Source organism: Micromonospora profundi (genome assembly GCF_011927785.1).
Lineage (GTDB): Bacteria > Actinomycetota > Actinomycetes > Mycobacteriales > Micromonosporaceae > Micromonospora > Micromonospora profundi.
Map to the genome: position 1 here is coordinate 3213617 of NZ_JAATJK010000001.1, position 25453 is coordinate 3239069.

Consider the following 25453-nt stretch of genomic DNA (forward strand, 5'->3'; position numbering starts at 1 on the left):
ATCTCCGAGACCTGCGACTTCGATAGCTGCCGGTTCCAGGGCTCCAGACTCCTCGGTCATGATTCGGATGTATTCATCCGATCCAGGCGCCACCAAGTACGCCATCGCCCGCCGCGAGTCAGTCACACCGACGTCAAACCGTCGATCCTCATCGTTGAACGAAGACCCGCCTGGCAATGCGTCCTGCACGTTCCCTCCCCTAGCATGCGGCTCACACCGCTGCGGCGACCGATTATCAGAAGGTCGAAGATTGATTCAGATGTTGTCCTTCATGATGGCTGACCCGAACTGATCGCGGCTTACTCGGAACTTCACGGGGACACGGTCGGCCAGGACGCTCACGTGGGTGACTACTCCGACCATGCGATTGCCCTGGCTGGCGAGATTCTCCAGCGTGCTGGCGACTGTCTCCAGGGTCACCTCGTCGAGTGTTCCGAACCCCTCGTCCAGGAAGATCGAGTCCAGCCGGGCGGAGCCGGCCGCGGCCAACGTGGTGATCTGCGCCGAGAGGGCGAGTGCCAGCGCCAAGCTCGCCTGAAACGTCTCGCCACCGGAGAGGGTTTTCACTGGCCGAGGCAGGTCGGCGTTGTTGTGGTCGATCACCACGAACTCGCCGTTCTCATGCGCGAGGTTGAACTGGCCACCGGACAGTTCGGCGAGGCTCGCCGAGGCGTCCTGGACCAAGACGTCAAGAGCCGATGCCACGAGCCAGCGGGGAAACTCGTTCGACCGCAGTAGGCCGCCCAGCGTGCTGGCGACGGCATGCTCCTCGTGCGACTTCTCCCGGCTGGAGCGCAGGTCGGCCAGCTGCGACAATTGCGCCTCGAGGCTTTGGACGTGGGCGCGCGCCCGCTCAAGCTCGGCAACGACGGCGGCGGAGACCGTGTCCGCCGCGGAGGCAGGAGAGACGGCGATTCCGGCCTGCCCGAGGGCCTGACCAAGCGCCAGCTCCTTCTCGCCACGGTGGTGCTCCGCCGCCGCAAGAGCAGCCCGGGCGGTCGCGAACGTCACCTCTCGCCTGCCGACTTCCTGCTCGGCCCAGCCGACGAGCTCGGCCCAGGCGGTGCGCAGGTCCTCCTCCTGAACCGGCGGGGCCCCGAGTGGAACGAGCAAGTCCCGTGCCGCTCGAAGTTCCTTCCAGGCCGTCTGCTCCTGAGCTTTCAAGGAGGTGAGCGCTTGATTGGCCGAGTCGCGGCCGGCACGGGCCTTCTTCAGTTCCCCTTGTGCGACCTTGGCTTCCGCCTCTAGCTGGTCGATCCGAGCCAGCTCGGCCGCAACCTCCCCACTGCTCGACGCCGCGGTCAGGGCTTCCGCCAGAGTCCTCAGGCGGTCATTCTTCGTGCGAAGCGCCAGTTCGGTTTCTCGATCCGAACGCTCCGCGGCTACCCTCGCCGTATCGAGGCGTTCGACCTCCCCGTGCGCTTGCTTCAGACGCCCCGCCATGGACGACGACTCGGCGTCGGCTTGGCGCGCCGCGGCTTCGGCTTGTTGGAGGAGTTTGGCGTCGGCTTCGGCCTTTTGGCTGGACCAGCTCGCCAAGGTGTGCCAGGCGTCCGCTAGGTCGAGGCCGTCCACGGACGGCGCGCCGAGCGGGACAAGTGGATCCCGAGCGGCGGTCAGTGCTGTCCGCGCCTCCGCGTACGTCTTCGCAAGCGCCGCTACCGCATGGCTGGCCGTTTCGTGAGCGGCTCGAGCCTCGCGGAGCGTTACGCCGGCATTTTTGAGTCTGGCGTTCAGGCCGTCCAGACGACTCAGCTCGCCGTCAACGGCGCTCTCGTCCGCCCATTTGCCGGTGAGCGCTCGCCTGAGCTCGGCTGTCCTTTCCTGTGCTGCGGCAAGCGCGTCGGTGGCTTTCTGCCCCTGTGCCAGAGCGGCAGTGTGTTGCCGAGCTGCGGTGTCGCGGTGCCGTTCGGCGATTGCCAGTGCCTTGTCGGTCGCGGCGACGGTCTCATGTTCGAGGGGTGCCGGCAGCTCCTCCACCGGATGTTCGCAGACCGGGCACGGCTCGCCGGCCAAGAGGTACGGCCGAAGTACTGACGCGGCTTCGGCGCGCCCGGCTTCATTGCGGGTCAGCCGAGCCTGATCAACGGTCCGGATCGCTTCGTCGAGTGCGGCCTGCCTCGCGGTGACCTCCGCTCGCGCGCGGTCGACGTGGGTTATCAGGTCTGGTTCCGCGGCCGCGAGCTTGGTCAACTCGGCGTGGTGGTGTTTGGCCTGGTCCAGTTCGCCACGGGTGGGTGCCGCCTCAACATCGCGCCGCGCGTCAGATTCCGCCTTCTCCGCCTCGGCGAGGCGTCGGCCGCCGGCCGCCAGCGCACTTTTGGCGGAGGCCTCGCGTTCCTGGATTTCATCTATTCCGGTCGGGACGGACAGCCTGCTGAGCTTCTGGTACTGGGACCGGGCCGTTTCGACGCGTTCCCGCGCGGCCTTTGCCGCCGTCTTCGCGGTCTCTGACGCCGCTTGGGCAGCGGCTGCCGTCTGTATCGCCGAATCGCGTTCAGCGGTGACTGCGGCGAGTGTCTTAGCCGCCTCCGCGCGATCGTTCTCCGCGTCGGGTAGCTGTTGCTCGAGTTGTGAGCGCTCGGCGTGGTTGCGCTTCGCGTGCTCGAGGAAACCCCGTTCCGCGGCCGCCGTCTCGAAGGTCGCCCTCGCGATGTCGTCAGCCTTCTCGGCTACGGCGAAGGCCTCGGTGGCCCGATCTGCGGTGCCTGTCGCTTCGGCCAGCCGCTCGGCGCGTATCTCAAGGTCGGACGGGAGTGCGACGCCGCCGAGTATTTGCGTCTCCTCGCGGATCCGTCCGGTGTTTCGCCGCGCTTCGTCGAGCGCTGCTGTAGCGGTCGCCAGTTCGGACAGGACCGTGACGACCTGGTTTTTCAGGGTGGTGAGGTGCTGGACTCGTTGGTTCGCCTCGCCCACGGCCTCCGGCGTGACGGTGGCGAGGCGGCCAATCTGCTCATCGAGGAAACCGATTCGCTGCTTGGCCTCGGCTGCTTCGGCGTTGGCGCGCTGTCCGATGGTTTCGTACAGGCCGATTCCGAGCAGGCGTGTGAGGATCTTTTGGCGGTCGGCTGGCTTGGCGTGGAGGAACTCGGCGAAGTCGCCTTGGGGCAGGACGACGCAGGAGCAGAAGTGGTCGAACGACAGCCCGAGGAGTTCTTCGACGGCGGCGTTTACCTTGCCGTCGGCCGCGATCAACTCGGTCTCGTCATCGGTGGACCCGAGCCGGGTGGGATCGATCAACCGCTCGAGTCGGCCGTTGTGGATGCCGACGCCCATGCGGGTTCGCCGCAGTTCGCGCGCGGCGACGTACCGGCTGGCACCCACGTCGAAGACCAGGCGCACGACTCCCCTATTCACCGCGGGTGACAGCGCCAGCGAGACGGTTCGCCGGTCGTCCCAGCGCGGCACCGATCCGTACAGTGCGAAGGTCATCGCGTCGATGACGGTTGATTTGCCGGCGCCGGTTGGGCCGATGAGGGCGAAGAAGTTCGCGTCGGTGAAGTCGACCGTCGCCGGCTCACGGAACGATCCGAAGCCGGTCATCTCCAGAAGCACTGGCCGCATAGCTTGCCCCTTATGACTCGGAGGTTGCGTCGTGCAGGCGTGCGAAGAGTGCCGCCAGCCGTGGGTCGTCGATGTTCTTGGTGCCGCAGTATTCGGCGAACAGTTCCGTCGGGGTGCGCTCGATGCCGCTGCTCGCCGGCCGGGTGGTGGCGTTCGGGGCGGCGAAGGCCGGATCGATGCGGATGTCGAGGGCGTTGGGCAGGAGGTCGCGAACCTCCTCGAGCAGGCCGGCACGCGCCGGCTCCTTGAGCTGAACGCGGAGGAACGCATTGCCGGCGCAACGCGCCTGGCTCTCAATCTCGGCGAGTGTGCCACGGAGCGTCATCAACCGGCGGCCGCTTTTGATCGGGATGTCGGTGACGGCCGCCGGCGTCGACGGTGTCGCCTCCACCAGGCACACGACGCTCTCATTGTCTTGCTCTCCGAAGTCGATCGAGATCGGCGAGCCGCTGTAGTGGACCGGGCACGGCGCGCCGATCGCCTGCCGGCGATGCAGATGCCCAAGCGCCACGTACTGCGTCTGGGCCGGGAACGCGATAGCCGGCACGTGATATTCGAAGATCGATTGTGCGTCGCGCTCGCCGCCGCCGAACTTGCCTCCGGTCACGGTGAGGTGTGCCATCAGGATGTTGACGGCATCCGGCCGGAAGTCCCGGGCTAAGACCGTCAGCATGTCTTCGACGCGCTGGGCGTAGCTAATGGAGTTCATTACGGGCGTGTTGGCGATGAGCTCGGCTGCGCGGATGACGGTGCGTTGGGAGACGAAGGGCAACGTCGCGATTATCGCGGACTCGCCGGTCGAGCGGGCGGTTATCTCAATCGCTCCGTCCGAGCCGGCCGCGGGGGTGCCGACGAGGTGGATGCCGACCTCGTTCATCAGCGGTCGGTAGGCGTCGAAGGTCGGAGCGTGGTCATGGTTGCCGGCGATGGCGATCACCGGCGCTCCGGAGTTGCGGATCTCGAGCAAGGTCCGGACGAGGAGTTGCTGGGCCTCGGCCGACGGTGCCGCCGAGTCGTAGATGTCGCCCGCGATGAGGACGGCGTCCACCTCGTACTGCCGGACGACGCCGATGATCTCCTCCATTACCGCGCGCTGCTCGGCGAGGCGGTTGTGGCCCTTCAGGGTCTTGCCGATGTGCCAGTCGGAGGTATGCAGGAACCTCATGTCCGGCTCCTTTCAAGAGATGTCAGGCCGCGACGCGGTGCGCGTACAGGTGATTCATGACGGTCTGGTTGGCCGCCCATCCGTCTGGGAATTTCACCGGTTCGTGTAGGTGAACTGGCTCGCTGGATGGGTGCGCGTCGAGCAGTTCCCGGATGCCGGCCCGCCCGACGACGACGCAGGCCTGTCGATGGCGGGAGGCGAGTACGCACAGGCGTCCGGCCTCGAGATGGAACGCTGTGGCGTCGCGTCGTCCCGACAACGGATGCAGTACCACGGTCAGGTCATACTCTCGGCCCTGCAGGCGATTCGCCGTGTCGACCGTGACGTCCGGCAGGTCGGACAGCGCTTCGCGAAGGGCGGCCGCTTGGTCGCGATGCGCGGTGCCGACCGCGATTCGCTGCGAGGTGATCGGCCTAGAGTCGTTCCCCGACCGCGCGTTCGCTCCGCGTTCGAGAAATCTCCGAACTACGTCGGCGACCGTGGAAATCGCTTCGGCGTCTGTCCTGGGGGTGTGTCGCGCGGGCAGTTCGTAGAAGCCCCAGCCGGTGGTCGCCGCCTCGGCCAGCAGGGCGTCCAGGGGAGAGCGCCCGAAGGCGCGGGTGCCGAAGGTGAGTTCACGGTCTCCTGGTTCGGCACCGGTCCGAAACCCCGTGTACGGGTAGAAGGCGCTAGCCACGACCCCTTCGGCGCTCGCGGGCAGGCGCCACGAGACGGGCAGCCGATGAACCGGCAGGTCGGGGTTAGTGCGCAGCAGCCCGGCCACCGCGCTCTGCATCGGGTCCCAGCTGAGCCCGCGCCAGCGGTCGTTCTCGACCACGGAGAATGGATCCAGTTGGCCCGGGTCGCCGACGAACAGGGCCCGCTCGAACCGCGGGGCAATGGCGAGCAGGGAGTCCGAACGCATCTGGTAGGCCTCGTCGACAATCGCCCACGGCCAGGAGCGGTCCTTCACGTAGGCCCAGCGGGCGGCCGTCGCGATGACGATCTCACAGCTCAGCAGGTTGCCGAGATCTTTGTCGACCAGCACGTTGGTCAGGGCCGCGAGGCGCGCTGGCCGCCCGTATGTGGAACTTGCCAGCCGTCCGATCATGAGACCGGTCGGCAGGGCGGCGGAGAGGTTGGTGGTCAGGTCGTCGACCTGCTCATTGGTTTGGGCGACAATTATCAGCCGCTCGCCGGCCGAGGCGAGCGCGGCCGCGGTCCGGACCACGAGGGTTGACTTTCCCGCCCCGGGTGGGGAATCGACGACCACGCCGCGGTGCTGACGGGATCGGAAGTCGGCGAGGATCGCGGCGATGACGCGTTCGGCTTCGGCTGCTGGGTCGATGGTCATTCCCATGGCTCCTGGGCGTCGTCATCGGTCGGTACGTACGGTCGCGGTGGTCCGCCGTGGGTCCACGGTGTTTGGTCGGTCGGCGGCAGGTCGGGTGTGCGGATCGCGTCCGGGTAGACGCTGGTGTAGGTGATCTCGTCGCCGACATCGGGCACGCTGCCTGACGCCGGCGTCGCCGCCCGGCCCATGCCTCCGTCGAGCTCGAGGCTGACCAGCACACCGTCGGCCGATCGCGCGATTTCGGTGATGCGGGCGTTCTGTTTCATGCGCTCCGGCGCCCGCAACGCCTTGCCGACCGGCAGATGTACAGGGTCGTCGGTGCTGACCACGATCAGCGGTCGGGTGACCCGGCGGCCCTTCTCACTTAAGATGCGCCGATCGCGGTCGACTGACACGACGGTCCCCTGGAACGCCTCGCCGTTGACCCGGTAGCCCGCCATGACGAACGGATCGTCCAAGGCCCGGCTGGCGTCGTAGGTCGTCTGCTCCCGCTCGAGGGACTGGAGTCGACGAGCCGCGGCCACCGCACCGTCCCGACGGGCCTGCGGACGGCCATCGGTGGTGAGGTAGTCGTGGTAGCGGCTGAAATCCCGGCGGTCCGCCGTCCAGCGGGTCTCGACCGTTTCTGCGGCCGGCAGCTTCCGAAGAACCTCGATCGCGCGCCACATCAACCGCCAGGTTGGCTCCAACTGGCCACGAAGCTCACGCTCGAGGATTTCCACCGCGCGCAGCCGTTTCGGGCTGTCGGGCGCGGCGCTCTCATACGCCCGGATGGCGGGCGCCAGCACCTCGTTGTCGAAGGCGGGGTCGGTTGACGGGCCGGCTGGCGGCCAGACGAGTGGATCCTCGGCCGCATGCGCGGCCTCCGGCCCGGAGACTCCCTCGGGCGGGTCGATCCAGCCGAGCAGTGCGGCCAGGTTCGCGTCCTCCACAGCGCTCTGCCCGCTGGCCCAATGCAGGCTCAGGGTCTGAGTCATCGCGAGCATGGCCGAGGAGCCGGCGTGCTCGGATCGCTCACCGAGGTAGGTCAGCCACCGGCCCAACAGCGGCACCCCGTGCGCCACCGGGGACGGCCCGTTGGTGCGACGGAAGCGGGTGGATCGGCCGAGCAGCTTGACGAAACCGAGGCCGGTCGCGTTCGGAACCAGCAATTGGGGAGCATCTAGGAACACATTGTTCGAGCCGACCACCTCGAACTTCGCAGTGCAGGAGCGCACATAGGCTAGTACGACATCGGCCAACGAGGCGGCGAAGTTGAAGCGGAGGTCGCGGTTCCGCGGCTGGGGCACTACCAACAGGGTCGGGTCGTGCTGGTCAGTGCCGATCATCGCGGCCAGCGGCGCATTTGCCTCGCCCGCGAGCGCCAGCGGGACTAACACCAACGGCCGGTCGGACAGGTGGACATGGCGGCGTGTTGCGATCGGGACGGCCCTGCCAGCGGCCACGGCCAGCGCTTTGGCGTACGAGGAGATGGCGCTCATGCCGCCACCGAGCCGAAGATCTTGGCGGTTGTGCGGAGCATCGCCGCCGCCTCGGCCTGGTCGTCGCTTGCCACCAGGGTGGCGTCGGCCAGGCCGAGTGCCTCGGCGACGGTCTCCACACCGCCGAGTTCCTCGCGCACGCTAAGTCCCAGGGCTGCGGTGCAGCCAGTAGCCTCGTGCCGGCAGAAAAAGGCCATTTCGCACTTGGCGAGGCAGTCGGGTGCATAACGCGCCTCGATCTCGCCGAGTGCGGATATCACGTCGGCAGCCGGGCGGCTCGGTTTGCCGTCGTCGTCCGGCGCGAGGTCGAGCGTCAGGGTCGGCGGCAACGCCGCGACCAGGCTCTCGATGCGAGTGAGCCGAGACAGCTGATGGTTTAGCACAATGAGCTGCTTTCGGACGTCGACCTTGGTGGCCACCGGCTGGTTCGAGAAGTCCTTCGGGCAAATCAGCACGACCTCGTCGGCGACCTTGTCGTCGCCGAGCAGCCGCCGAAGGGCAAGCACGTAGACGGCGGACTGCGTGGCCGCAGCGGCGACCTTCCGGGCATCGGCCTGATCGTCGATCACCGCGAAGGACTTGATCTCGACCACGTGAAAAACACCTTGGTGGTGGAAGGCGACCAGGTCAGGTTCGAGGTAGACGTCGTTCCCGCCGACGTCAAGGCGCAGGAGTGGGTGGTCGTAAAATGTGGCGGCAGCATTCGGGTCGGCCGCGGCGCTGGTGAGCTTCTGTCGCGACCGGGCGTGCCGGACCTCCTGCCCGGTGTTGCCACCGACGTCCCCCAGGTCGGTGCTTCCGACTTCCCGGATCTCGAGGCCTAAGGTCTCGCGCAGCAGGCGGAGCAGTTCGGCGTATCCGTTCGCCTTAATTTGAGCCTCGAAGGCGTTGCCGCGGGTGATCGCGAACTGGGACTGGCCGAACTTCGCCGGGTATCCGACGTGGCGCGCCAAGGCGTCCTTGTCGACGCCGGCGGCGTCGAGGACGGCGCGGCGTGCGCATCCGGGGTTACCGGTCAGCGCGGCGACCGTACGGGCATTGTGGCGTTTCGCAGTACCGGCGCCGCGGATACGGCGCAGCCGGTCCTGGGTGTCGTTGTTCATCGAGTCGTCCTTCGCGGAAGACGAAGTGCTACCAAGGGGTCAGGAGCTGGTCGCGGAGACACTCCGCAGCCGGCTGCCGAAGAGCTGCTCCACGTCGTCGAGCTGCTCGCCGGCCCGCTTCGCGGCCGCTTCGCGGTGCGACCGGTCGGCGTCCCGGTGGATCTCGAGCTCGGCCGCAGCCGCCTCAGCGAGGGCCGCGGCGGTCATCGCGTCGGCGCTGGCGGCGGCACCGGGGATGTTGGCGGCGAACCGCCACAGCAGCCGCCGGGCTTGCGGACCGGGATCGGGGATCCGGTCCAGATGTTCGGCTAGGCGGATGGCTGAGGTGAGGAAATCAACGCGTGGGCTCAGCGGCCCGATCACGCGGGTGGCCATCGGCCAGGTAGAGACGGCCAGCAGGCCGCGGGCCGGGGCGAGCAGGTCGGCTGTCAGGGCAGCGCAAAGATAGTACGGCCGGGCATGCGGCGCCGACCGGAAGGACCTTTCCTCGTCGCGGCGCAGGCTGGTGAGCCGCGCCGGGATCATCTCGCCGACGTGGAACGCTTCGTGCACGGCGATGATCAGCTTCGGTGCGGCGGGCGCACCCAGCAGGGTCAGCGCCTGGTGGACCTGCTCACGCAGCGGCAGCAGCGGGCCGGTCTGCCGGCGGACCGCAACGGGCTGCTCGGCGAGCTCGTCGAGCGCCTCCTCCCACTGCCGCTCGGCCTTGCGCAGCTCACCGCGCAGCACCTTGGCGCGCCCCCGTTCCCCGGCGACTACTGCCTTGCGGACGGCGGCGCGCATCTCGTCTATGCGGCGTTCAAGGGCTTCGGCGGAGGAGGTCACGGGATCACCATACATATTCCAGCACGTTCCAGCAATTCCCAGCTTTGTGGCGCCGATGGTGACGAGGACACCCATCACCTTCGGCCCCCGGAAGGGCAGATGACCAGGCATCAAGCGCTACCTCAGACGCGAGCCGTGCTCGCCAAAGGCTGACGGCCGCTATCGGCCGACGTCCTGCGGTCCCAGCCTCTGCGTCAGATGATGACCACTTTGGCCCGCGGCTGTTCGGTTTCGAGGTACCGGATGGATTCGGGCAACGTCGTGGGACCGACAGATCCGGTCGATTATCGGGGTGAGGCTGTCGGTCTCGGCGTGGGTGCGGAGCGTGTCGAGGTGTTGCCGGCTGGGTGCCGTGGTGAGAAGTGACGCTGCGGTGTCGAACGAAGGTGCCAGCAGCCGCCGCGCGAGTAGCCAGATCGGTCCGATGAGGCTCCCGCCGCTGTGACGCCGCCCCCGGGAAGCACCAGGGTATCGGTCGGAACCACTGCCCGCCGGAGCGCGGTGAGTGAGTGGTGCCGTACGTGGCGGCACGGAACCTGTCAAGATTGTTGAGCTGCTGCAGTACGGCTCGGCGGCTGGCGTTTGCTGGACTTCGCTGCTGTATATCGGCCCTCGCTCGGAGCCTGCAAAGCGACGCCACCATCCGCCCGCCTTCACTTCCAGACCGGGATCCACCATCGCCACCCATCCGGCGCGACTGGCCAGCTCGGGTCCGGTTGCCAGCCGGCTGGCGGGATCCAGCCTTCGGGCGGTGACGGCCAACCAGGGGGAACCTCGAACTTGATTCCGCTCGGTGGTGGAGGGATCGGGCCGTGTGCTCGCGGCGCTGCCGGGATGACCGGAGCCGACTGATCGCCTGGATCGGCCACGGGAACCAACGGGGCGGCGGTGGGTCGAGACGAAGCGGTGTCGCCGAGCCAGCTCTCGGGGAGTTCATGTGCTCGCGCGACGTAGAGGACTACCTCGGTCTTGATTCTGTTGCCCTGTACGACGGCCCGGGCCGCCGCGGTGGCGCCTTGCTGCTCGAGGTGCCGCATTGCCGGCAAAAGCTCACTGCTCATCTTCGGAGTGAGCTGCCCGACGCAAGCACCGTCGATACGGACCTCCACTACCGTCCGGGTACTACGTGCCAACTGCTCGACGATCTCGTGAAGGCTGACGTGCACCCAGCATTCGCCCTCGGGCCGCAGGAAGGGCGCCAGGCTACCCAGGTACTTCTCCTCGCCCGTCACCTGGATCGCGTTGCCGGTCGGCAACATCCGGCAATCGCCACTCGGCGGCATGTTGGCTGGGACAAGCATGTGTGGTTCGGCGAGGTCCAACCGGACGGACCCTTGGAACGTGCCCGGTTTGCCGTCATAGTCGGACCACTCCGAGCCCCATACCGTCGCAGAGACCTGCGGTAGCCAGCCTTGGGCCGTGAGTCCCGAGAGAACTGGCGCGTACCGGACCGCATCCTCGCGCGGTAGGTAGCCAACCTGGGCACCGCCCACCCAGACGCCGACTGCGTTGCGATCGTGCTTGTTGCGCGGCTCGGGTATCAGGTGGGCCGTCAGTACGACCTCGGTGCCGCTCGCCTTAAAATCCTTGCCAAACAGTCCACGAATCGTGCGTCGGTAGTGCGACTCGCCAGCCACGTCGACGCTGGCCCAACCGCGCTGGCCCCAAAGATCAAGCGGGATCGACATGCAGACAAGGTAGCCATTCCGGGCAACCTAAGTGACTACCCGTATGGCTTGAAGGCAACGCCAGCAGCACAGACCTCCGGGCCGATCGGACCCTGTATCGAGGCTGACGTTATGTAGACCCTCGCCGAGACACGTTGCCGAGGTGCGCGACAAGCTAGCAACCGTGCCGTGGGCAGTGACGTCACCGCCGTGCTCGCATATCTACGAGTCCCGCGGCGATGACAAGGGCTGTGAGAAGAACAGGGCCGGGTCGCCAGACCTGCCTTGGCACTGGTGTGCTGCATTCGAGGTTTCGTCGGCACCGGCGAGGGTGGGGCCGCGCAGCAGCGGGGACAGCAACTGCGCGACTGCGGGCGACGGCCCGCCGAAAGGCCTGTCGGCGAGCCAGGTTCCCCCGGACCAGGCCAGCAGCGTGATGACGCTGACGTCAAAGTGGGTGAAGCTGCACCAGCAAGCCAAGGCCGGCCCAGTCGCCACCAACGTCCCCACGGTGGCGAGCTACATGACCTACTGGCTCGCGGAGGTCGTAGAGCCGAACCTCGCTCCGCTGACCTACGCCACGTACGAGACGCTGAGCCGCCTCTACATCGTTCCCGGCATCGGCACTAAGCGACTCGACGGGCGGCTGTCGGTACGAGACGTTCAGACCTGGCTCAACAAGGCCGCAAAGACCTGCCAGTGCTGCGCCCAGGGGAAAGACGAACGCCGGCCACCGAAGAACCGCAAGTGCTGCGCGGTCGGCCGGTGCTGCCAGGACCTCCCAGCGGCTCGCACCGTCAAGGGAATCCGCGCTGTCCTCCGCTCGGCGCTCTCCCAAGCCGAAGTGGAGGAACTGGTCGCAAAGAACGTCGCAGCCCTGGTGAAGCTCCCACCGATCCGCAACCGCAAGGGCAAATCGTGGAGCAGTGAGGAAGCTCGGGCATTCCTGGAAGCCTCCCGCGACGACGACGATTACCGCTACGCCGCCTACGTCCTAGTCCTCGTGCTCGGCTTACGCAAGGGCGAAGTTCGCGGCCTCACCTGGGAGCACATCAACTGGGACGGCTGGCAGAAGCCGTGCACCACCCACGGCGAAAGTTCGCGAGCACTGCCGCGACAACCACGACAAAAGCCTCGTCATCGACAAGCAGCTCCAACGGGTACGCGGCCAACTGCTACACCGAAACACCAAGACCGAAGAGTCCGACGCTCCCCTACCGCTGCCGGCGATCTGCGTCGCCGCACTGCGGCATCGTCACCAACAACAGCAGGCCGCACGAGAGAAAGCCGGCACCGTGCGGGACGCCCCAGAAGCTGATGATCACAATCGTGCGCTGATCCTCCCGGCACACAACGCAGATGCCCACGGCTGTCCCTCCCCTGCCGTACACCCGCAACCACACTGTAGAGATCGAGGCGATAGATGAGTGCGCTGTCGCGGGTGTCGGGGACGGCATGTCTCCTCGCCAGGCGAAGCCGCGCGATTGTGGCGGTCATCGTGCTCATTCGGGCCGGTGATCGGCTCACGGGAGCCTCGTTCTCGCCTTACGATCTTGTGTACACGCGATGATTAGCCTTGCGCCAGGCTTGGTCCGCCTTCGACGGGCTCTACAAAGCCGCGGATATCCTTCACCCTGCCGCGCCTATCAACGACGACTTTTCGGACGTGAAGAGTGCCCTCGGCCGGCATATTTCCTCCTCTCCAGCGGAGATAGCCGAGTGACCCTTGACCGTCATTGACCGTCCAGCGGTTGCCGACCCTTTCAACGCGCAACTGACTGCCGAGTTCGACGTGGGCGATGCGAGCGGAGGGAGCCGGCTTAGCTGCCAAGCCATGCACTGGTGGTGTGCCGGCATCATAAAGGTCTGCCGCGCGAGGGATCGGTACACCGATGAGGCGGTCACCGTTTGGATATTCATCGAGGACGCGAGGGCTGGGCTCCGGCTCCGGTACACCGAGTTCGCTTCGCTGCTTCCGGATGCTCCTTCGGATGGGTAGGAAGACATAAAGCTCGTCCGGATTGTCGGCCAACACGGGTACGAGATAATGGCGAGAGTGTTGAGCGAGCCGCTCAACGACGGGACGCATCAGTCGCCCGCCACCGGGCAGTAGACAGGCGACATGACCCACCCAAGTCACAATGCCCACGAGGTCGTCGTACTCGTAGATGGGATCCCTCGGAGCGGGATACAGCACTCCGACGTACCAGGGCGCGCCCTCGCCGTCCACTCCATGCGGGCGCGTCGAACGCAATCTCCGCACACGTCGCTCGTTCTGGTGCTCCCCCATAAGGGGCCGCGCTTCGATCTCGGGCTCCTCCCATCCTCCCGCATGCTCTGTGAAGTGCGCCCGCCATCCCGGAATCGTCAGGAAGTGCTGTGTGCTTGTTGCTGCGGCAAGCGCGCGCTGGGCGCGGCGCCAGGGTCTGCTGCACCGATAGGTGACATCTGAGATGGCTTGCCTTGGTGGCGGGCTGGAAGGATGTTGCTGTGCCCAAGCCCTACCCTCGTGAGTTCCGCGACGATGTCGTGCGGGTGGCCCGTGACCGTGATCCGGGCGTGACGGTCGAGCAGATCGCGAAGGACTTCGGGGTGCACCCGATGACCTTGTTCAAGTGGTTGCGTCAGGCTGACGTTGACGCTGGAACCAAGCCCGGTGTCAGTGGCAGCGAGTCTGCCGAGCTGCGGGAGGCCCGCAAGCGGATCAAGCTGCTGGAGCAGGAGAACGAGGTCCTGCGCCGGGCTGCGGCCTACCTGTCGCAGGCGAACCTGCCGGGAAAAGGCTCTACCCGCTCGTGAGCGAGCTGGCCGCCGACGGGGTCCCCGTGGCGGTGACGTGCCGGGTATTGAAGATCGCTCGTCAGCCCTACTACCGGTGGCTCGCCCGGCCCGTCGGCGACGCCGAACTCGTTGCCGCTTACCGCGCGAACGCCCTGGTGGACGCCCACCGCGATGACTCGGAGTTCGGGTACCGGTTCCTGGTCGATGAGGCCCGCACCGCCGGACAGGCGATGGCGGAGCGCACCGCGTGGAAGATCTGCTCGGACAACGGCTGGTGGAGCGCCTTCGGCAAGCGCAAGAGGCGCGGCAAGGGCCGCAAGGTCGGCCCGCCGGTTCACGACGACCTCGTGAAACGAGACTTCACCGCCGACGGCCCGAACCGGTTGTGGCTGGCCGACATCACCGAACATCGCACCGGCGAGGGCAAGCTCTACCTGTGCGCGATCAAGGACGTGTGGTCGAACCGGATCGTCGGCTACTGCATCGACTCACGGATGAAGTCCCGGCTGGCCGTCACCGCGTTGCACAACGCCGTAGCCCGACGCAGCCGAGTGGCCGGCTGCGTGCTACACACCGACCGCGGGTCGCAGTTTCGCAGCCGGAAGCTCGTCCGCGCCCTGCACCAGCATCACATGATCGGGTCGATGGGCAGAGTCGGCGCCGCCGGCGACAACGCCGCCATGGAATCGTTCTTCGGCCTGCTGCAGAACAACGTCCTCGACCGGCGCCACTGGGCCACCCGGCAGCAGTTGAGAACCGCGATCGTGACCTGGATCGAACGGACCTACCACCGCCGCCGACGACAACACTCTCTGTCCCGGTTGACCCCTATCGACTACGAGACCATCATGACCCCACCGGCCAGTCAGGCCGCGTGACTGAAACTGTCACCTATCGGCGCAGCAGACCCCCACGATATTTCCGGAGGCTGTACCGTCTCGTAGAACTCATACTCCGGTCTCGGTGGCATTTCGTAGCTCACGCGCGCCTCCAGTGTGGGTTAGATGTACGAGTGCGGACGGCTATCCCGGCGATACATGCACGGGCCCCTTTGAGGTTCCTCCGGTAGCCCGGAGCCTGATCATGGCTTGACAGGCCCTGAACAGGAGGCTCCTTGTGTGTGCCCCTCGTAAGTACCGCCCCGCGATCGACCGCACCCTTCGGCGTCGGTCGGCTGCGGAAATCGTCACTCACCGCCGTGGTCGCGGCGGTGCGCCGCCAACGCCCGCTGGTCCGGCCGGTGCGCGGGATCCGCCGTCGGCGGCAGTTCGACCCCGGCGAACTCGCCGTAGTGGTCGAGTCCTTCCGCAATCTGGACGCGGTACGAGTCGTCGATCCAGAGCAGCCCTTGGTCGAAGAGGTTGTGTAGGTCAGCTCGGAGTAAAAGGCCGTTGGAAACCCGGTTGGTGGCCGGCCCGTCGTACGGCTCGATGTGCGCGGCCTGCAGCGCTGCCTCCACGCCGCACCCGCTGATCGCACAGCGGCCCTGGTACGCCTCGATGAGCCGGCGACGGAAGTCGGCCTGTCCCTGTCGGGCGGTCACCTGCGCCAGCCGCCGACGGCGGCCCTCTGGTAGTCCCTCGGGTTCGGGCGCCCTCGCGTTGTCCAGGATCTTGGCCAGGCGGTCCGCCTCCACCGGCTGCATGGCGCGAACGCCCTGCACGACCTTCTCCAAGACGTCTGTCCCCGCCACGCCGCGTCTGAGCAGGAAACGGGTCAGGGGCACCTCCCAGCGGATCTCCAGCCGCCATTCCGAACCGTCGCCGTCGGCGCGGAGGTACGGGTCAGCCCAGGCGGTCCCAGCGGCCACGATCCGCCGGTGCGGGGTGCTGGCGTAGACCCAGATGCGGTCCCCGGCCCGGATCTGATGGAAGCAGGAGGAGAGGTGCCAGTCGTCGTATGCGCCGTCGGCTGGCAGGCTCCCAAACATCTCCGGTACGTCTTGGTCGTAGCCCCACATCTCGGTCCGGTCGTTTACCGGATAGATCCAATCGGCGTCCGGGCGCGCGCGGCCCAGCACCTCGTCGACGAGCCGGTTGCTGTGCCCGGCGCCCTGCATGGTCCGCGCGGTGAGGAGGGCGGAGGTCAGGTGCCGGACTGCGACAGCGAAGCGCTCGTCGGCGAGCGCCGCTACCAACTGGTCGTACGGACCGCACACCCGAGCCTGGTCCGGTCCCGCGTCCCGGTAGTCCGACCGCACCTCGGTGAGGCCCGGGAACTCCCGGGCCAGGGCCCGGCCGGTCGGCCAGTGCCGGCGGAGCACGGACCGCCGGACGACGACGAACCCCTCGGCTACGTCATGGTTCTCCGGATCGAGCGGTTGGTGCAGAACGAACGTCTCCATCGTTCGCATGCACACCGCGGACAGCCGACGCGGGCTGCTCTTGGTGTTCGGCAGGCAGGAAAGGGTCCAGTACTCCCGCTCCGTGCCGACCGGGTTGGGCACCGCGACGTCCAGGTACGCCCGATTCGCCTCGACCACGGCGGAGTAGTACCCGCTCTCGCTCAGCCGCTCGAACTGGTCTTTGCTGCTGGCCACCATATGCTTCGCCGACTCCTCGTCCCGGCCCTGAGGCCAACGACCCGAGCGCCCCAAGTGGGCGATGAAGGAATGGTGATGCTAGTAAATGCGCTGACGAACACGCTGCCACCGGCGAAAGCCGGGGATCAGAACGGGACCAACAGCCGACGCGGAACGACCCGCTCGGGTGGCTGTCGTCACCCGAGCGCTCCTCTCGGTGGCCGCCCGGGAGGTTGTCACGGCTTGTTGGACGGAAGCAGGCTGGGAACTGATGGAGACTCCGCCGAGTGATCAGGAAGCAGGTGCCACAGTGGCCGCGATCGAGGTCGCCGGTCGACCGGTGAACGACCCGCTCGGCGTCTTCGTCGACTACTGCAAACGGCATGCCCGCACGGTCCGCGCCTACGACTGGCTAGCCGGCACGCGCCCCGTGCTGACGCCGAAGCTCATCAAGGTAACTCGCGCACCGTACATGGGCAGCAGAATTAGTCGGGAGCAGGAACGCCACCTGCTCCGGTTGAGCGAGACCGCGCCCTGGGACGACGTCCCGCTCAACGCCCACCTCCGCGATGCCGACCCGATGCTCGACGACGGCCACTACGACTGTGCGCTCCGGTTGTACCAGCACTTTTTCCAGGATCGTCCGCGAGGGCTCGGGCACGCGAAGGTGAGCAAGGCCTTACACCTGGTGCGGCCTGGCCTGTTCCTCATCCTCGACAGCGCAATGCTGCGGCAGTACCGCCGAGCCGCCGAGGTCGCGGCACGTGAACTGCAGCAGGCAGGCAGCCGGCACGCACCACCGCGGCGGGCCTACTGGGCGGCATACCGCACGGATCTGCTGCGGGCCGCCGAAGGCCTCGCGTTGTTGCGGGGCGCCGCACGCGACCACGACGATCCACTGGTCGCCGAGGCGGCGGATCGCCTGTCGGACGTACGCCTGCTGGACATCCTCGCCTGGATGCCGGACCGAGGGGCTTCAGCGGCTTCGTGACGGTCGACCCTGCGACGCCACACCAATAAGGTGGTCATGAGGCGTCAGGACCGGCCTCAGGCCGATACGGTCGGCGATATGACCTTGTGGATGCCGGCGAGGGACTGCCCACGCTCGGCAGGCTCGAACTACTCGACGTGCGGCAAGTCTGGAAGCACGAGGCGCACACCTTCACGCCGTGGTTGCTGGCGAACGCGGACGTGCTCGGCGAGCTGCTCGGCATGGACTTGGCGCTGTCGTCAGCGGAACACCCGGTGGGCGGGTTCTCGTTGGACCTGATCGGCGTCGATGAGGCGACGAACGAGGCGGTGATCATCGAGAACCAGCTGACGAGGACAGATCACGGACACCTGGGTCAGTTGCTGACCTACGCCGGTGGGACGGATCCGGTTAACGTGGTGTGGATCGCGACCGAGTTTCGCGAGGAGCATCGGGCCGCGTTGGACTGGCTCAACACCCATACGGACGAGAACACGCGGTTCTTCGGTATTGAGATCAGTGCGGTACGCATCGGCGAGTCGGTGCCGGCGCCCCTCATGCGCCTGGTCGTGCAGCCGAACGACTGGGGCAAAAAGGTCAAGGCGATCGCCAAGGGCGACACCACGGCAAGCGAACGAGCATTGGCCTACCAGGAGTTCTGGACGAGGTTCCTGGAGGCGGTACATGACCGCAAGCTCGGGTGGACGACGTCGACCAAGGGCTCGCCGCAGAACTGGCAGTCCCTGCCCGCCCAGACCTTCGTCGTCCGGCGTCAAGATCGGATCATCGATCCACCAGCTACCGCTGTCGCTCGATAGCCACAAGCCGTACGATAGCCAGCCCAGCCCAGCATCGATCTTGCCCCTCGGCTCGGACGTCCTGGCCGGTTGTTGTCACGGGAACGATCGAGAAGATCAAGGATGATGTGACCTGCTCCGCCGATTGGACCGTCCGCGTCTGGACCTCATCGGCACCAACCGGCCACGGTTGCTGAACGGCCACGAAAGGCGGGTCCGCGGGTTGGCCTCGGCCTCCGGACGCCTGCGGCTCGCTTCCTGCTCCGACGACCGACTGTGCGGGTCTGGGGAGTGGACGACGAGCAGGGCAAGGTGATCGGCGTCCACCGCGACGGCGTGACCAGCCTGGCATGGCTGTCCGACGGGCGACCCCCCGGATCGGAGCCTGTCAGGTCATGTGAGGCGTATCGGGCGACACTCGTGATACGCGGATCAGTCCAGCGGGCCAGCATCCGCCCGCGCGGAGCCTAGAAGTCTAGGCGGCGAGGGTGTAGGCCGGCGCCCGGTCGAGGGCCTGCGCGCCGTGGTTTTAGCGGCGGGTGGTCCGCGCGCAACAGCCTGGCTGAACGCGGCGCGCGCAGATGTGTTCCGGACCGCATGCCTCGACGATCACAACTCCTCGGCCAGGTCGGCGCCCACCGCTTGCCACTGGCGCGATCAGTGCGAGCGAGGTCGGCGCGGGCCTGGTTGAGTTGTTGTGGAGACCACAGACACCCCCACGGCCAGCGGCCTCCTCAAGAAAATCATGAAACCGGCGGTTCACGCTGACCCCGGCTTTGCCCTCTACCTACCAGCGACCACGCAACAGCGCGGCCCGACGAGAAGAGCGAGACATCAGTGGACGTATTCAGCTGGGGCGGACTCACGGCCGCCGTGCTCACCAGCCTCACCGGGCTGCTGGCACTGTGGATCCGCGCCCGGTGGCGCGTACACCACGAGAAGGCGCGGGGTGACTCGCTCATCGCGATCGCCGAGGCCCTGCCCGGCGGCGGCCGGCTACGCGACCAACGCGCCGACGGGTCGTGCATCACCCTGACGGTGCCCACCGCTGCGGGCAGCGGGAACCGTCGTGGATGACAAGACAACCGAGCGGGCCGAACCCGAACCCTCCTATTGGATGGTCCGTTCGACCCCGAATGCACCGCTGCGCGATCTCGTCCCGTGCGAGCAGGACCAGATCCGCGACGAGTTCAGCGCCTTCTACAGGGGGTTCTTGACCCACCTGGCGTCCTGGCTGATCCTCCACGGTTGGGTGTCCGACGCCGACGCCTACGACGTCGCGCAGGACACGATGCGCCTCGCGTACGAGAGGTGGCCCACCATCGAGCACCCGCGGGCCTGGGCCCGGCGGACCGCCTCCCGGCTGTGCGTTGAGCGCTTATCCCGGGGCGAGATGCTCCCGGTGGAGGACATCGAGGATCGGATCCCACGCAAGGGTGATACCTGCGCTACCGCTGTGTCGGACACCCTGCAGGACTTCATGGCTGCCCTGCAGACGCTCCCGCCGCGCCAGCGCCAGGTGCTCCTGTGGGCTTATGAGGAGTATGAGCCCGCCGAAATCGCCGCCGAACTCAAGATGACGCCGGAGGCCGTGCGGAGCAGCCTCTGGAAGGCGAGACGCAAGATTGCCAAGATCATGCACGGTCAGGACTCGGACCAGTGAGCAAGGGGGTGGACATGAACGACCGGGACGCGGGAGCGCCGAACAGCCGCCCCGGTGCGCCCGAGCCCAAGTCGCCGATGACGCGCTGGGACGATGATGCGGCTGGCCACGAGGCCCTCAGCGAGATCGAGCGACGCCTTGACCAGACGTGGGACGTCGAGGCAGGGCTCCAGGAGATTCTGCTCGCTGACCGCTACGGCAGGACCATCAAGGTCCAGCCGGGAACATTCGACGTCGAGAAGGGTCTGGCGGATATCGTCGGTCCACCTGCCGATCGTTGGGACGGTTGGGTGCGCAGGGCCGACTACGGGGCGGCGGACGACGTAGACATCGTTGTGGCCGACGGCGGGATTGGCCAGGCGAAGGTCTTTACCGAACCCGTCGACGCGGCCTACCAGCTGCACCTCGTGACGCAGTCCTTCAACTCGGCGAGCACTGTCCACCGGATTGAGCTTCTGGCCGACACCATGGAGGATGCCTTGCTCGAGTTGGAGGAGCAGTGCGACCGTGGATCGATCTTCAGGTACGTCCAGGCCATTTCGTCTGGGCACATCTCGGTCAAGAACCTGCAGAGGCTTGCGCGTCGCATTGAGGACCGAATGGTTACCCGCGACCACGCGGTTCGCGTAGTGGACGGTGCTCGATCTGCGTGCCTATGGATTCAACGGGAACTCAGCGAGCCGGGTGAGCGTGACCTACCTCTACCAACGGTAGAAATCTCCGTGGATCGCCTATCTTCATTGACCCGCGAGGCCGCCGACCTACGCGTGGCCGTTGCAAGATTGTTCGACCCGTCGGATGATCTGGTCGACATGCTGCAATGACCGGCCGGGCGGGGGCATGTCCCCGCCCGGCCTGCCCCGGTCATTCGGCCTCGACAACCTCGTGGGTGTTCCGCTCACCAGTCGAGCCGTACGTACCGGCTGGCCCGCGGGCCAGGCGCGGCCCGGCCAACGGGCCCGCCCGTAGTTCCAGCCCCCAAAACAACGGTAAGAACTGAGGGTTCATCAAGCTCTGTATAGAGGCCTAGCGCGCCGTCCGTTTGGTGATCGTCGATGCTCAGGCGGTGAGTTCGCGGCGGCGACTCAGGACGTGTTCTCGGCGGAGGAACTGGCTCGGCTTCGGGACTTCCCGGAGATCAACAGGGCGGAGCTGATCCGGTACTTCACGTTGCCAGGTGCGGACAAGGTGTCCGTGTGCAATTTCCGTAGGGCCGCAACGTGCTGGGTGTGGCGGTCCAGCTGTGCTCGCCGCCGTGGCTCGGGTTCGTACCCGGCGAGGTGGCGTTTGCTCCGGACGCCGTGGTGGACGGTATGCAGCGGGCGGAGCTCGGCGGGATGCTGGCTTCCCTTCGGGCAGCGCAGCGGCGCAGTGCCCCAGTGCAGCACACCCAAGCCGGCGCTCGCGCATGTACCCGGGTTCGCGGCCGTAAGAGCCGCCTGGGGAGACGGGGCGGTGCGGCGCTGTTCGGCGGCGACGCGTTCGCCGTTGCGGGCCATGCCCCGGCCGAGCGGCCCGGTCTCGGAGTGCAGTAGCCGCTCTTCTTCGCTGGGGTTCCACATGACCCGGGCCATGGACTCACCCCCCTGGTCGACAGGTACACGGATCTTATTTCACCTAGTATCGTTAAGTCCATGTCGGATGGACCTGTGCGCATCACCGGGCCACTCCTGGCCGTCCTCAACGCCCTCCTCGACGCAGACGACCACGAGCTGCACGGTTGGGCGATCATGAAGGCGACCGGGAAGGGCGGTCCCACCGTCTACAAGATCCTCGAACGGCTCGCCGAGTCGAAGTGGGTGACCTCCCGGTGGGAGGACGACGCCAACACCGAGCCGGGCAAGCCCCGCCGCCGGTACTACAAGCTCACCCCACACGGCGCGACCAGCGCCCGCGCGCTGATCGCCGCCCGGCAGCCCAAACCCGTGTCGACGGCGCGCACCCGTCTCGCCTTCGGCTGGTGCGAGGCGTGAACCACTGGGAGATCATCGCCAGCTTCGTTTTCGGGCTGGCGGTCAACGAGATGACCGACCTGTCGCCGTGGGCGGCTCGCCGCCTGGTCCGGTGGGCGGCCTACCACTGGACCACCGATCCGGAGATCGCGGCCGGGTACGCCGAGGAGTGGACCGCCATCGTCGAGGAACGCCCCGGCAAGCTGTTCAAGCTGGCCACTGCCGTCCAGTTCGCGATTGGCGCTGCGGGGAGGGCCGCACCCCGGACGGCTACTGCGATCAAGTTCGCCGTCCGGCGGGAACTGGCCTCGGTGGAAATACAAGAGGCCCGCAGCGCTGTCCCGCTGGGCAGGGTTTTACTCATGCTTGCCGTGTCCAGCAGCGCGACCTTCATCGCCCTCACCTACATGTTCGACCCCGTGGGCTTCAACCTCTGGGTCCTGGGCCTTTTTGTTGCTGGCCCTGCGGTCATCGCCGGCCTCGTGGTTCTCCGGCGACGCCGCCGCAGGCACGGGTTGAAGTAGATCCAGCGCTCACGCCTGCCGCTCGGCCCCGAACGGGGTGTCGTAGTCGCAGGCGGCGAGCTGCGGGATGGTCCACTCCTCGGCCGCCTCCCGGGCCATGCCCTGCTAGACCGCGTACGCCACCCACTTCGGCTCCGCCCACCTTGACCAGGCCGCTCCCCACGCACCACCTGCCTTCTTCGACAGTCTCTTTCGCAGGCACCATATTGCCTTGACGAGGTGACTGAGGAAGCAGGGCTAGGCACGCGCGGCAGAGGCGCGTCACGCGTGCATGCCCCCTGATGTTGTGTGCGAGTGGGGGCCCTTCGTCGTCTGCCGCCTAGTGCTCTGACCACGAACGTTCGCGGTGTTGGATGACACGCCGTGGGGCCTGTCGGCTGGGCGGCGTCGGGGCGGCCAGGCTGTAGCGGTGGCAGAACCTGTACGCGTGCGGCGGCTCAGTGATCAGGAAGGTCAGCAGCTGCTCAGAATCACCCGCCGGGGAACCGGTTCCCCGATCCGCCTACGTCTGGCGATGGTCGTGCTCGCCTCGGCTGGCGGCAACACTGTGCCGGCGATCGCCCGCCTCGTCCAAGCCGATGAAGACACGATTCGGCAGGTCATCCACCGATTCAACGAGATGGGGATGGCCTGCTTGGACCCTCGGTGGGCGGGTGGCCGTCCCCGCTAGATCAGTCCTGACGAGGAACAGTTCATCGTCGAGACGGCCAGCACCCGCCCCGAGAAGCTGGGGCGGCCGTTCACCCGCTGGAGCGAGCGTACGCAAGCTCGCCGACCACCTGAGCTCGGATGCCGACCGCCGGATCCGTATCGGTCGGGAACGGCTGCGGCAGATTCTGCACCAAACAAGATCACCTTCCAGCGGGCCAAGACGTGGAAGGAGTCCACCAACCCTGACCGGAACGCCAAACTCGCCCGAATCGAGTACGTCAGCAGCCACTTCCCGCAGCGAGTGTTCGCCTTCGACGAGTTCGGACCCCTGGTGATCCGGCCGCAGGCAGGTGCCGGTTGGGCGCCGGCAGGCCATCCCCGCCGGCTGCCCGCGAACTATCACAAGCTGCACGGGGTCCGGCAGTTCCACGGCTGCTACTCCGTCGGCGACGACCAACTCTGGGGCGTCGTCCGGCGGCGCAAGAGCACCGCGAACACCCTCGCCGCGCTCAAGTCGATCCGCGCCGCCCGCCCGGACGGTGCACCGATCTACGTGATCCTGGACAACCTCTCGGCCCACAAAGGCTCGAAGATCCGCAGGTGGGGGCGGCCCGCAAGAAAGTCGAGCTCTGCTTCACCCCGACCTACGCCTCCTGGGCCAACCCGATCGAGGCCCAGTTCGGACCGCTACGCACCTTCGTCATCGCCGGCTCGAACCACCCCAACCACACCGTCCTAACCCGGCGGCTGCAGACCTACCTACGCTGGCGCAACACCAACGCCCGCCACCCCGACGTCCTGGCCGCCCAACGCCGAGAACGCGCCCGCATCCGCAGCGAACGACTACGACACTGGGGCCAACCCACCACCCGAGCAGCCTGACCCCAACACCGTCAACGTTCGTGGTCACGGCACTAGCGGGACAGTTCGGCGACACCGCCAAACTGCGCCACTGCGGCACGGCGAGCCGCCGGACGATAGTCCGGCTTGCTGGTCCGTGAACGCGACGCCGTGCACCGCCGACCGAACGTGCCCGCACTACCAAACGCAATGGGCGATCAGGTCGAGCACGGCATCCGGTCGAGTAGGTCACCCACTTCCCTCCGAGGCATGCAAGGATCCGCTGCAGAAGCAGGTCATCACCTGGGCCGCTCAAGGTTCGGACACAGTGAGCGGGACCGCTGACCGCGCCATAGGGTTACCGACAAGGTGGGCCAGGTGGGCGGTAATCACTCCGCACCACCTCAGTCCTCTGATGTCGATGTGGATACGGCTAGGGCAGCAACGCCGGTTAGACAAGGCGTTGCGGTCAGCGAGTGGCCGGAGAGGCAGCGGTGCGGATCCCAGCCACAAGTTGGGTAGCCTCGTTGATCACGGCCTGCTGCTGGGGCGTGAGCGGCTCGGCGGCGTAGCTGGCGACGACGGCGGCCAGCGGGTCGGTGACGTGGGTGGTGGTGCCGGCGAGTTCTTCGAGGAACGCCAGGACGCAGTAGGGGGTGTAGAAGGGGCTGTATCCGCCTTCGTGAGCGGCGACGAGCCGCCCGTGGCAGAGCCGGCCGGCCGCGTCGGTGAGCAGCCGGGTCATCTCGCGGTACGAGGCGGAGGTGAGCATCTGTCTCGCCATGGGGTCGAACACGCCCGCGTCAAAGCCGTTCGCGAGCAGGATCAGGTCCGGCGCGAAGCGGTCCAGGGCGGGCAGGACGACCTCGGTCATGGCGTGGAGGTAGGCGGCGTGGCCGCTGCCGGGCGGTAGTGGGAGGTTGAGGGCGTAGCCAAGTCCGTCGCCAGCGCCGTTCTCGTGGGTCCAGCCGGAGTCGGGTGGGAAGCAGCCGGCTTGGTGCAGGGAGATGGTGAGCACGGTCGGGTCGGTGTAGAAGATCGACTGAGTGCCGTTGCCGTGGTGGGCGTCCCAATCCACGACCGCGATCCGCGCAAGGCCGAGTTCGGCCTGTGCGTGGCGTGCAGCGATGGCGATGGCGTTGAACAGGCAGAAGCCGATCCCGGAGTCGGCGGTGGCGTGGTGTCCGGGCGGGCGGGTCAGCGCGTACCCGTTGGTGATGTCGCCCTGGGCGACGGCGGTGACGAGTTCGATCAGGCCGCCGGCCGCGAGGCGGGCGATGTCGTAGCTGCCGTGACCGACCGGGGAGAAGCCGTCCCCGGCGTCCCCTCCCCCGCGCAGCTCGCTCTGGGCCTTGATGTGCTGGAGATGCTCGCCGGTGTGCACGCGCAGGAGTTCCGTCACGGTGGCACGCCGGGGCTCGATGACCACCAGCTCAGCGAGGAGCCCGGAGGCGTGGATGAGTTCGTGGGCGCGTCGTTTGGCTTCGGGGTTCTCGATGTGCACGGCGGGTTGGATGCCGGCGGTCGGGTGGGCGGGCAGCAGGCCGGCGCTGGTGCCGGTGTCGTGCCAGAGGTATTCGGGGTGGAAGACGTAGCCGGTGCTCATGGTGATTGCC

At 67.2% G+C, this 25453-nt stretch carries 18 protein-coding genes and 3 pseudogenes; 11 read left to right on the forward strand and 10 right to left on the reverse strand.

Features of this window, described 5'->3' with window-relative positions; genetic code table 11:
- Positions 1–255: 255 nt before the first annotated feature.
- From F4558_RS14135 to F4558_RS14165, 8 genes and pseudogenes are all read right to left on the reverse strand, one after another.
- A complete protein-coding gene (locus F4558_RS14135) occupies positions 256–3543 on the reverse strand; it encodes an AAA family ATPase (RefSeq protein WP_209273290.1) in 3288 nt (1095 codons plus the stop codon).
- A gap of 31 nt (positions 3544–3574) precedes the next feature.
- Positions 3575–4729: an exonuclease SbcCD subunit D gene (locus F4558_RS14140; RefSeq protein ID WP_167944556.1), complete on the reverse strand. Its 1155-nt coding sequence runs from the start codon at positions 4727–4729 to the stop codon at positions 3575–3577.
- A gap of 22 nt (positions 4730–4751) precedes the next feature.
- Positions 4752–6062 carry an AAA domain-containing protein gene (locus F4558_RS14145; RefSeq protein ID WP_209273291.1) on the reverse strand — a complete coding sequence of 437 codons (1311 nt, stop codon included), beginning with the start codon at positions 6060–6062 and terminating at the stop codon, positions 4752–4754.
- Positions 6059–7543 carry a hypothetical protein gene (locus F4558_RS14150; protein ID WP_167944560.1) on the reverse strand — a complete coding sequence of 495 codons (1485 nt, stop codon included), beginning with the start codon at positions 7541–7543 and terminating at the stop codon, positions 6059–6061. The genes F4558_RS14145 and F4558_RS14150 overlap by 4 nt, the downstream gene beginning before the upstream one ends.
- A complete protein-coding gene (locus F4558_RS14155; protein WP_167944562.1) occupies positions 7540–8646 on the reverse strand; it encodes a hypothetical protein in 1107 nt (368 codons plus the stop codon). The genes F4558_RS14150 and F4558_RS14155 overlap by 4 nt, the downstream gene beginning before the upstream one ends.
- A 39-nt stretch (positions 8647–8685) precedes the next feature.
- Positions 8686–9471, reverse strand: coding sequence for a hypothetical protein (locus tag F4558_RS14160; protein ID WP_167944564.1), 786 nt, complete (start codon positions 9469–9471; stop codon positions 8686–8688).
- Between the two features lie 194 nt (positions 9472–9665).
- Positions 9666–9992 (reverse strand): annotated as a pseudogene (locus F4558_RS32165) (NAD(P)-dependent alcohol dehydrogenase); the annotation flags it as partial.
- Between the two features lie 132 nt (positions 9993–10124).
- Positions 10125–11159, reverse strand: a complete 1035-nt coding sequence (locus F4558_RS14165) for an HIRAN domain-containing protein (protein WP_167942853.1) — start codon at positions 11157–11159, stop codon at positions 10125–10127.
- Between the two features lie 142 nt (positions 11160–11301).
- Between F4558_RS14165 and F4558_RS14170 the strand changes: the two genes are divergently transcribed.
- Entirely contained in the window at positions 11302–12456 is a 1155-nt protein-coding gene (locus F4558_RS14170; RefSeq protein WP_376767519.1) for a tyrosine-type recombinase/integrase, read from the forward strand.
- 1172 nt (positions 12457–13628) lie between these two features.
- A protein-coding gene (locus F4558_RS14175) for an IS3 family transposase (protein WP_167944566.1) occupies positions 13629–14797 on the forward strand; the annotation gives its coding sequence in 2 pieces (ribosomal slippage) (positions 13629–13913 and positions 13916–14797; 1167 coding nt in all).
- Between the two features lie 308 nt (positions 14798–15105).
- Here the strand turns inward: F4558_RS14175 and F4558_RS32170 are convergent.
- The gene (locus F4558_RS32170; protein ID WP_209273294.1) at positions 15106–16458 is read right to left on the reverse strand and encodes an HNH endonuclease; all 1353 of its coding nucleotides are present in this window, start codon (positions 16456–16458) and stop codon (positions 15106–15108) included.
- Between the two features lie 253 nt (positions 16459–16711).
- On the opposite strand from F4558_RS32170, the gene F4558_RS14185 reads away from it, so the two are divergent.
- The 9 genes and pseudogenes from F4558_RS14185 to F4558_RS14225 all read left to right on the forward strand — a co-directional run bounded on the left by F4558_RS14185 (position 16712) and on the right by F4558_RS14225 (position 23879).
- Complete coding sequence (locus tag F4558_RS14185) at positions 16712–17431, forward strand: DUF6308 family protein (RefSeq protein WP_167944567.1); 720 nt, start codon at positions 16712–16714, stop codon at positions 17429–17431.
- An 86-nt stretch (positions 17432–17517) separates the two neighbouring features.
- Positions 17518–18228: a hypothetical protein gene (locus F4558_RS14190; RefSeq protein WP_167944569.1), complete on the forward strand. Its 711-nt coding sequence runs from the start codon at positions 17518–17520 to the stop codon at positions 18226–18228.
- Between the two features lie 816 nt (positions 18229–19044).
- A complete protein-coding gene (locus tag F4558_RS14195) occupies positions 19045–19284 on the forward strand; it encodes a hypothetical protein (RefSeq protein ID WP_167944571.1) in 240 nt (79 codons plus the stop codon).
- On the forward strand, positions 19277–19870 hold the full coding sequence (locus tag F4558_RS14200; protein ID WP_167944573.1) for an RNA polymerase sigma factor: 594 nt from the start codon (positions 19277–19279) through the stop codon (positions 19868–19870). The genes F4558_RS14195 and F4558_RS14200 overlap by 8 nt, the downstream gene beginning before the upstream one ends.
- A 14-nt stretch (positions 19871–19884) precedes the next feature.
- A complete protein-coding gene (locus tag F4558_RS14205; RefSeq protein ID WP_167944575.1) occupies positions 19885–20694 on the forward strand; it encodes a hypothetical protein in 810 nt (269 codons plus the stop codon).
- Positions 20695–20962: 268 nt separating this feature from the next.
- Positions 20963–21240: pseudogene (locus F4558_RS32175) on the forward strand (DUF4158 domain-containing protein); the annotation flags it as partial.
- Positions 21241–21504: 264 nt separating this feature from the next.
- Positions 21505–21843, forward strand: coding sequence for a PadR family transcriptional regulator (locus F4558_RS14215; protein ID WP_167944577.1), 339 nt, complete (start codon positions 21505–21507; stop codon positions 21841–21843).
- Positions 21840–22346, forward strand: a complete 507-nt coding sequence (locus tag F4558_RS14220; RefSeq protein WP_167944579.1) for a hypothetical protein — start codon at positions 21840–21842, stop codon at positions 22344–22346. Before F4558_RS14215 ends, F4558_RS14220 begins: the two co-directional genes overlap by 4 nt.
- A 409-nt stretch (positions 22347–22755) precedes the next feature.
- Positions 22756–23879 (forward strand): annotated as a pseudogene (locus F4558_RS14225) (IS630 family transposase).
- A 427-nt stretch (positions 23880–24306) separates the two neighbouring features.
- Here the strand turns inward: F4558_RS14225 and F4558_RS14230 are convergent.
- Entirely contained in the window at positions 24307–25443 is a 1137-nt protein-coding gene (locus tag F4558_RS14230; protein ID WP_167944581.1) for a histone deacetylase-like amidohydrolase, read from the reverse strand.
- Positions 25444–25453: the final 10 nt, after the last annotated feature.

Coding starts and splice junctions, on each gene's coding strand:
- F4558_RS14135 (WP_209273290.1), bottom strand. CDS start 3,543: ATGACCGGCTTCGGATCGTTCCGTGAGCCGGCGACGGTCGACTTCACC.
- F4558_RS14230 (WP_167944581.1), bottom strand. CDS start 25,443: ATGAGCACCGGCTACGTCTTCCACCCCGAATACCTCTGGCACGACACC.
- F4558_RS14205 (WP_167944575.1), top strand. CDS start 19,885: ATGAACGACCGGGACGCGGGAGCGCCGAACAGCCGCCCCGGTGCGCCC.
- F4558_RS14165 (WP_167942853.1), bottom strand. CDS start 11,159: ATGTCGATCCCGCTTGATCTTTGGGGCCAGCGCGGTTGGGCCAGCGTC.
- F4558_RS14215 (WP_167944577.1), top strand. CDS start 21,505: ATGTCGGATGGACCTGTGCGCATCACCGGGCCACTCCTGGCCGTCCTC.
- F4558_RS14140 (WP_167944556.1), bottom strand. CDS start 4,729: ATGAGGTTCCTGCATACCTCCGACTGGCACATCGGCAAGACCCTGAAG.
- F4558_RS14150 (WP_167944560.1), bottom strand. CDS start 7,543: ATGAGCGCCATCTCCTCGTACGCCAAAGCGCTGGCCGTGGCCGCTGGC.
- F4558_RS14185 (WP_167944567.1), top strand. CDS start 16,712: ATGGAGACTCCGCCGAGTGATCAGGAAGCAGGTGCCACAGTGGCCGCG.
- F4558_RS14155 (WP_167944562.1), bottom strand. CDS start 8,646: ATGAACAACGACACCCAGGACCGGCTGCGCCGTATCCGCGGCGCCGGT.
- F4558_RS14145 (WP_209273291.1), bottom strand. CDS start 6,062: ATGACCATCGACCCAGCAGCCGAAGCCGAACGCGTCATCGCCGCGATC.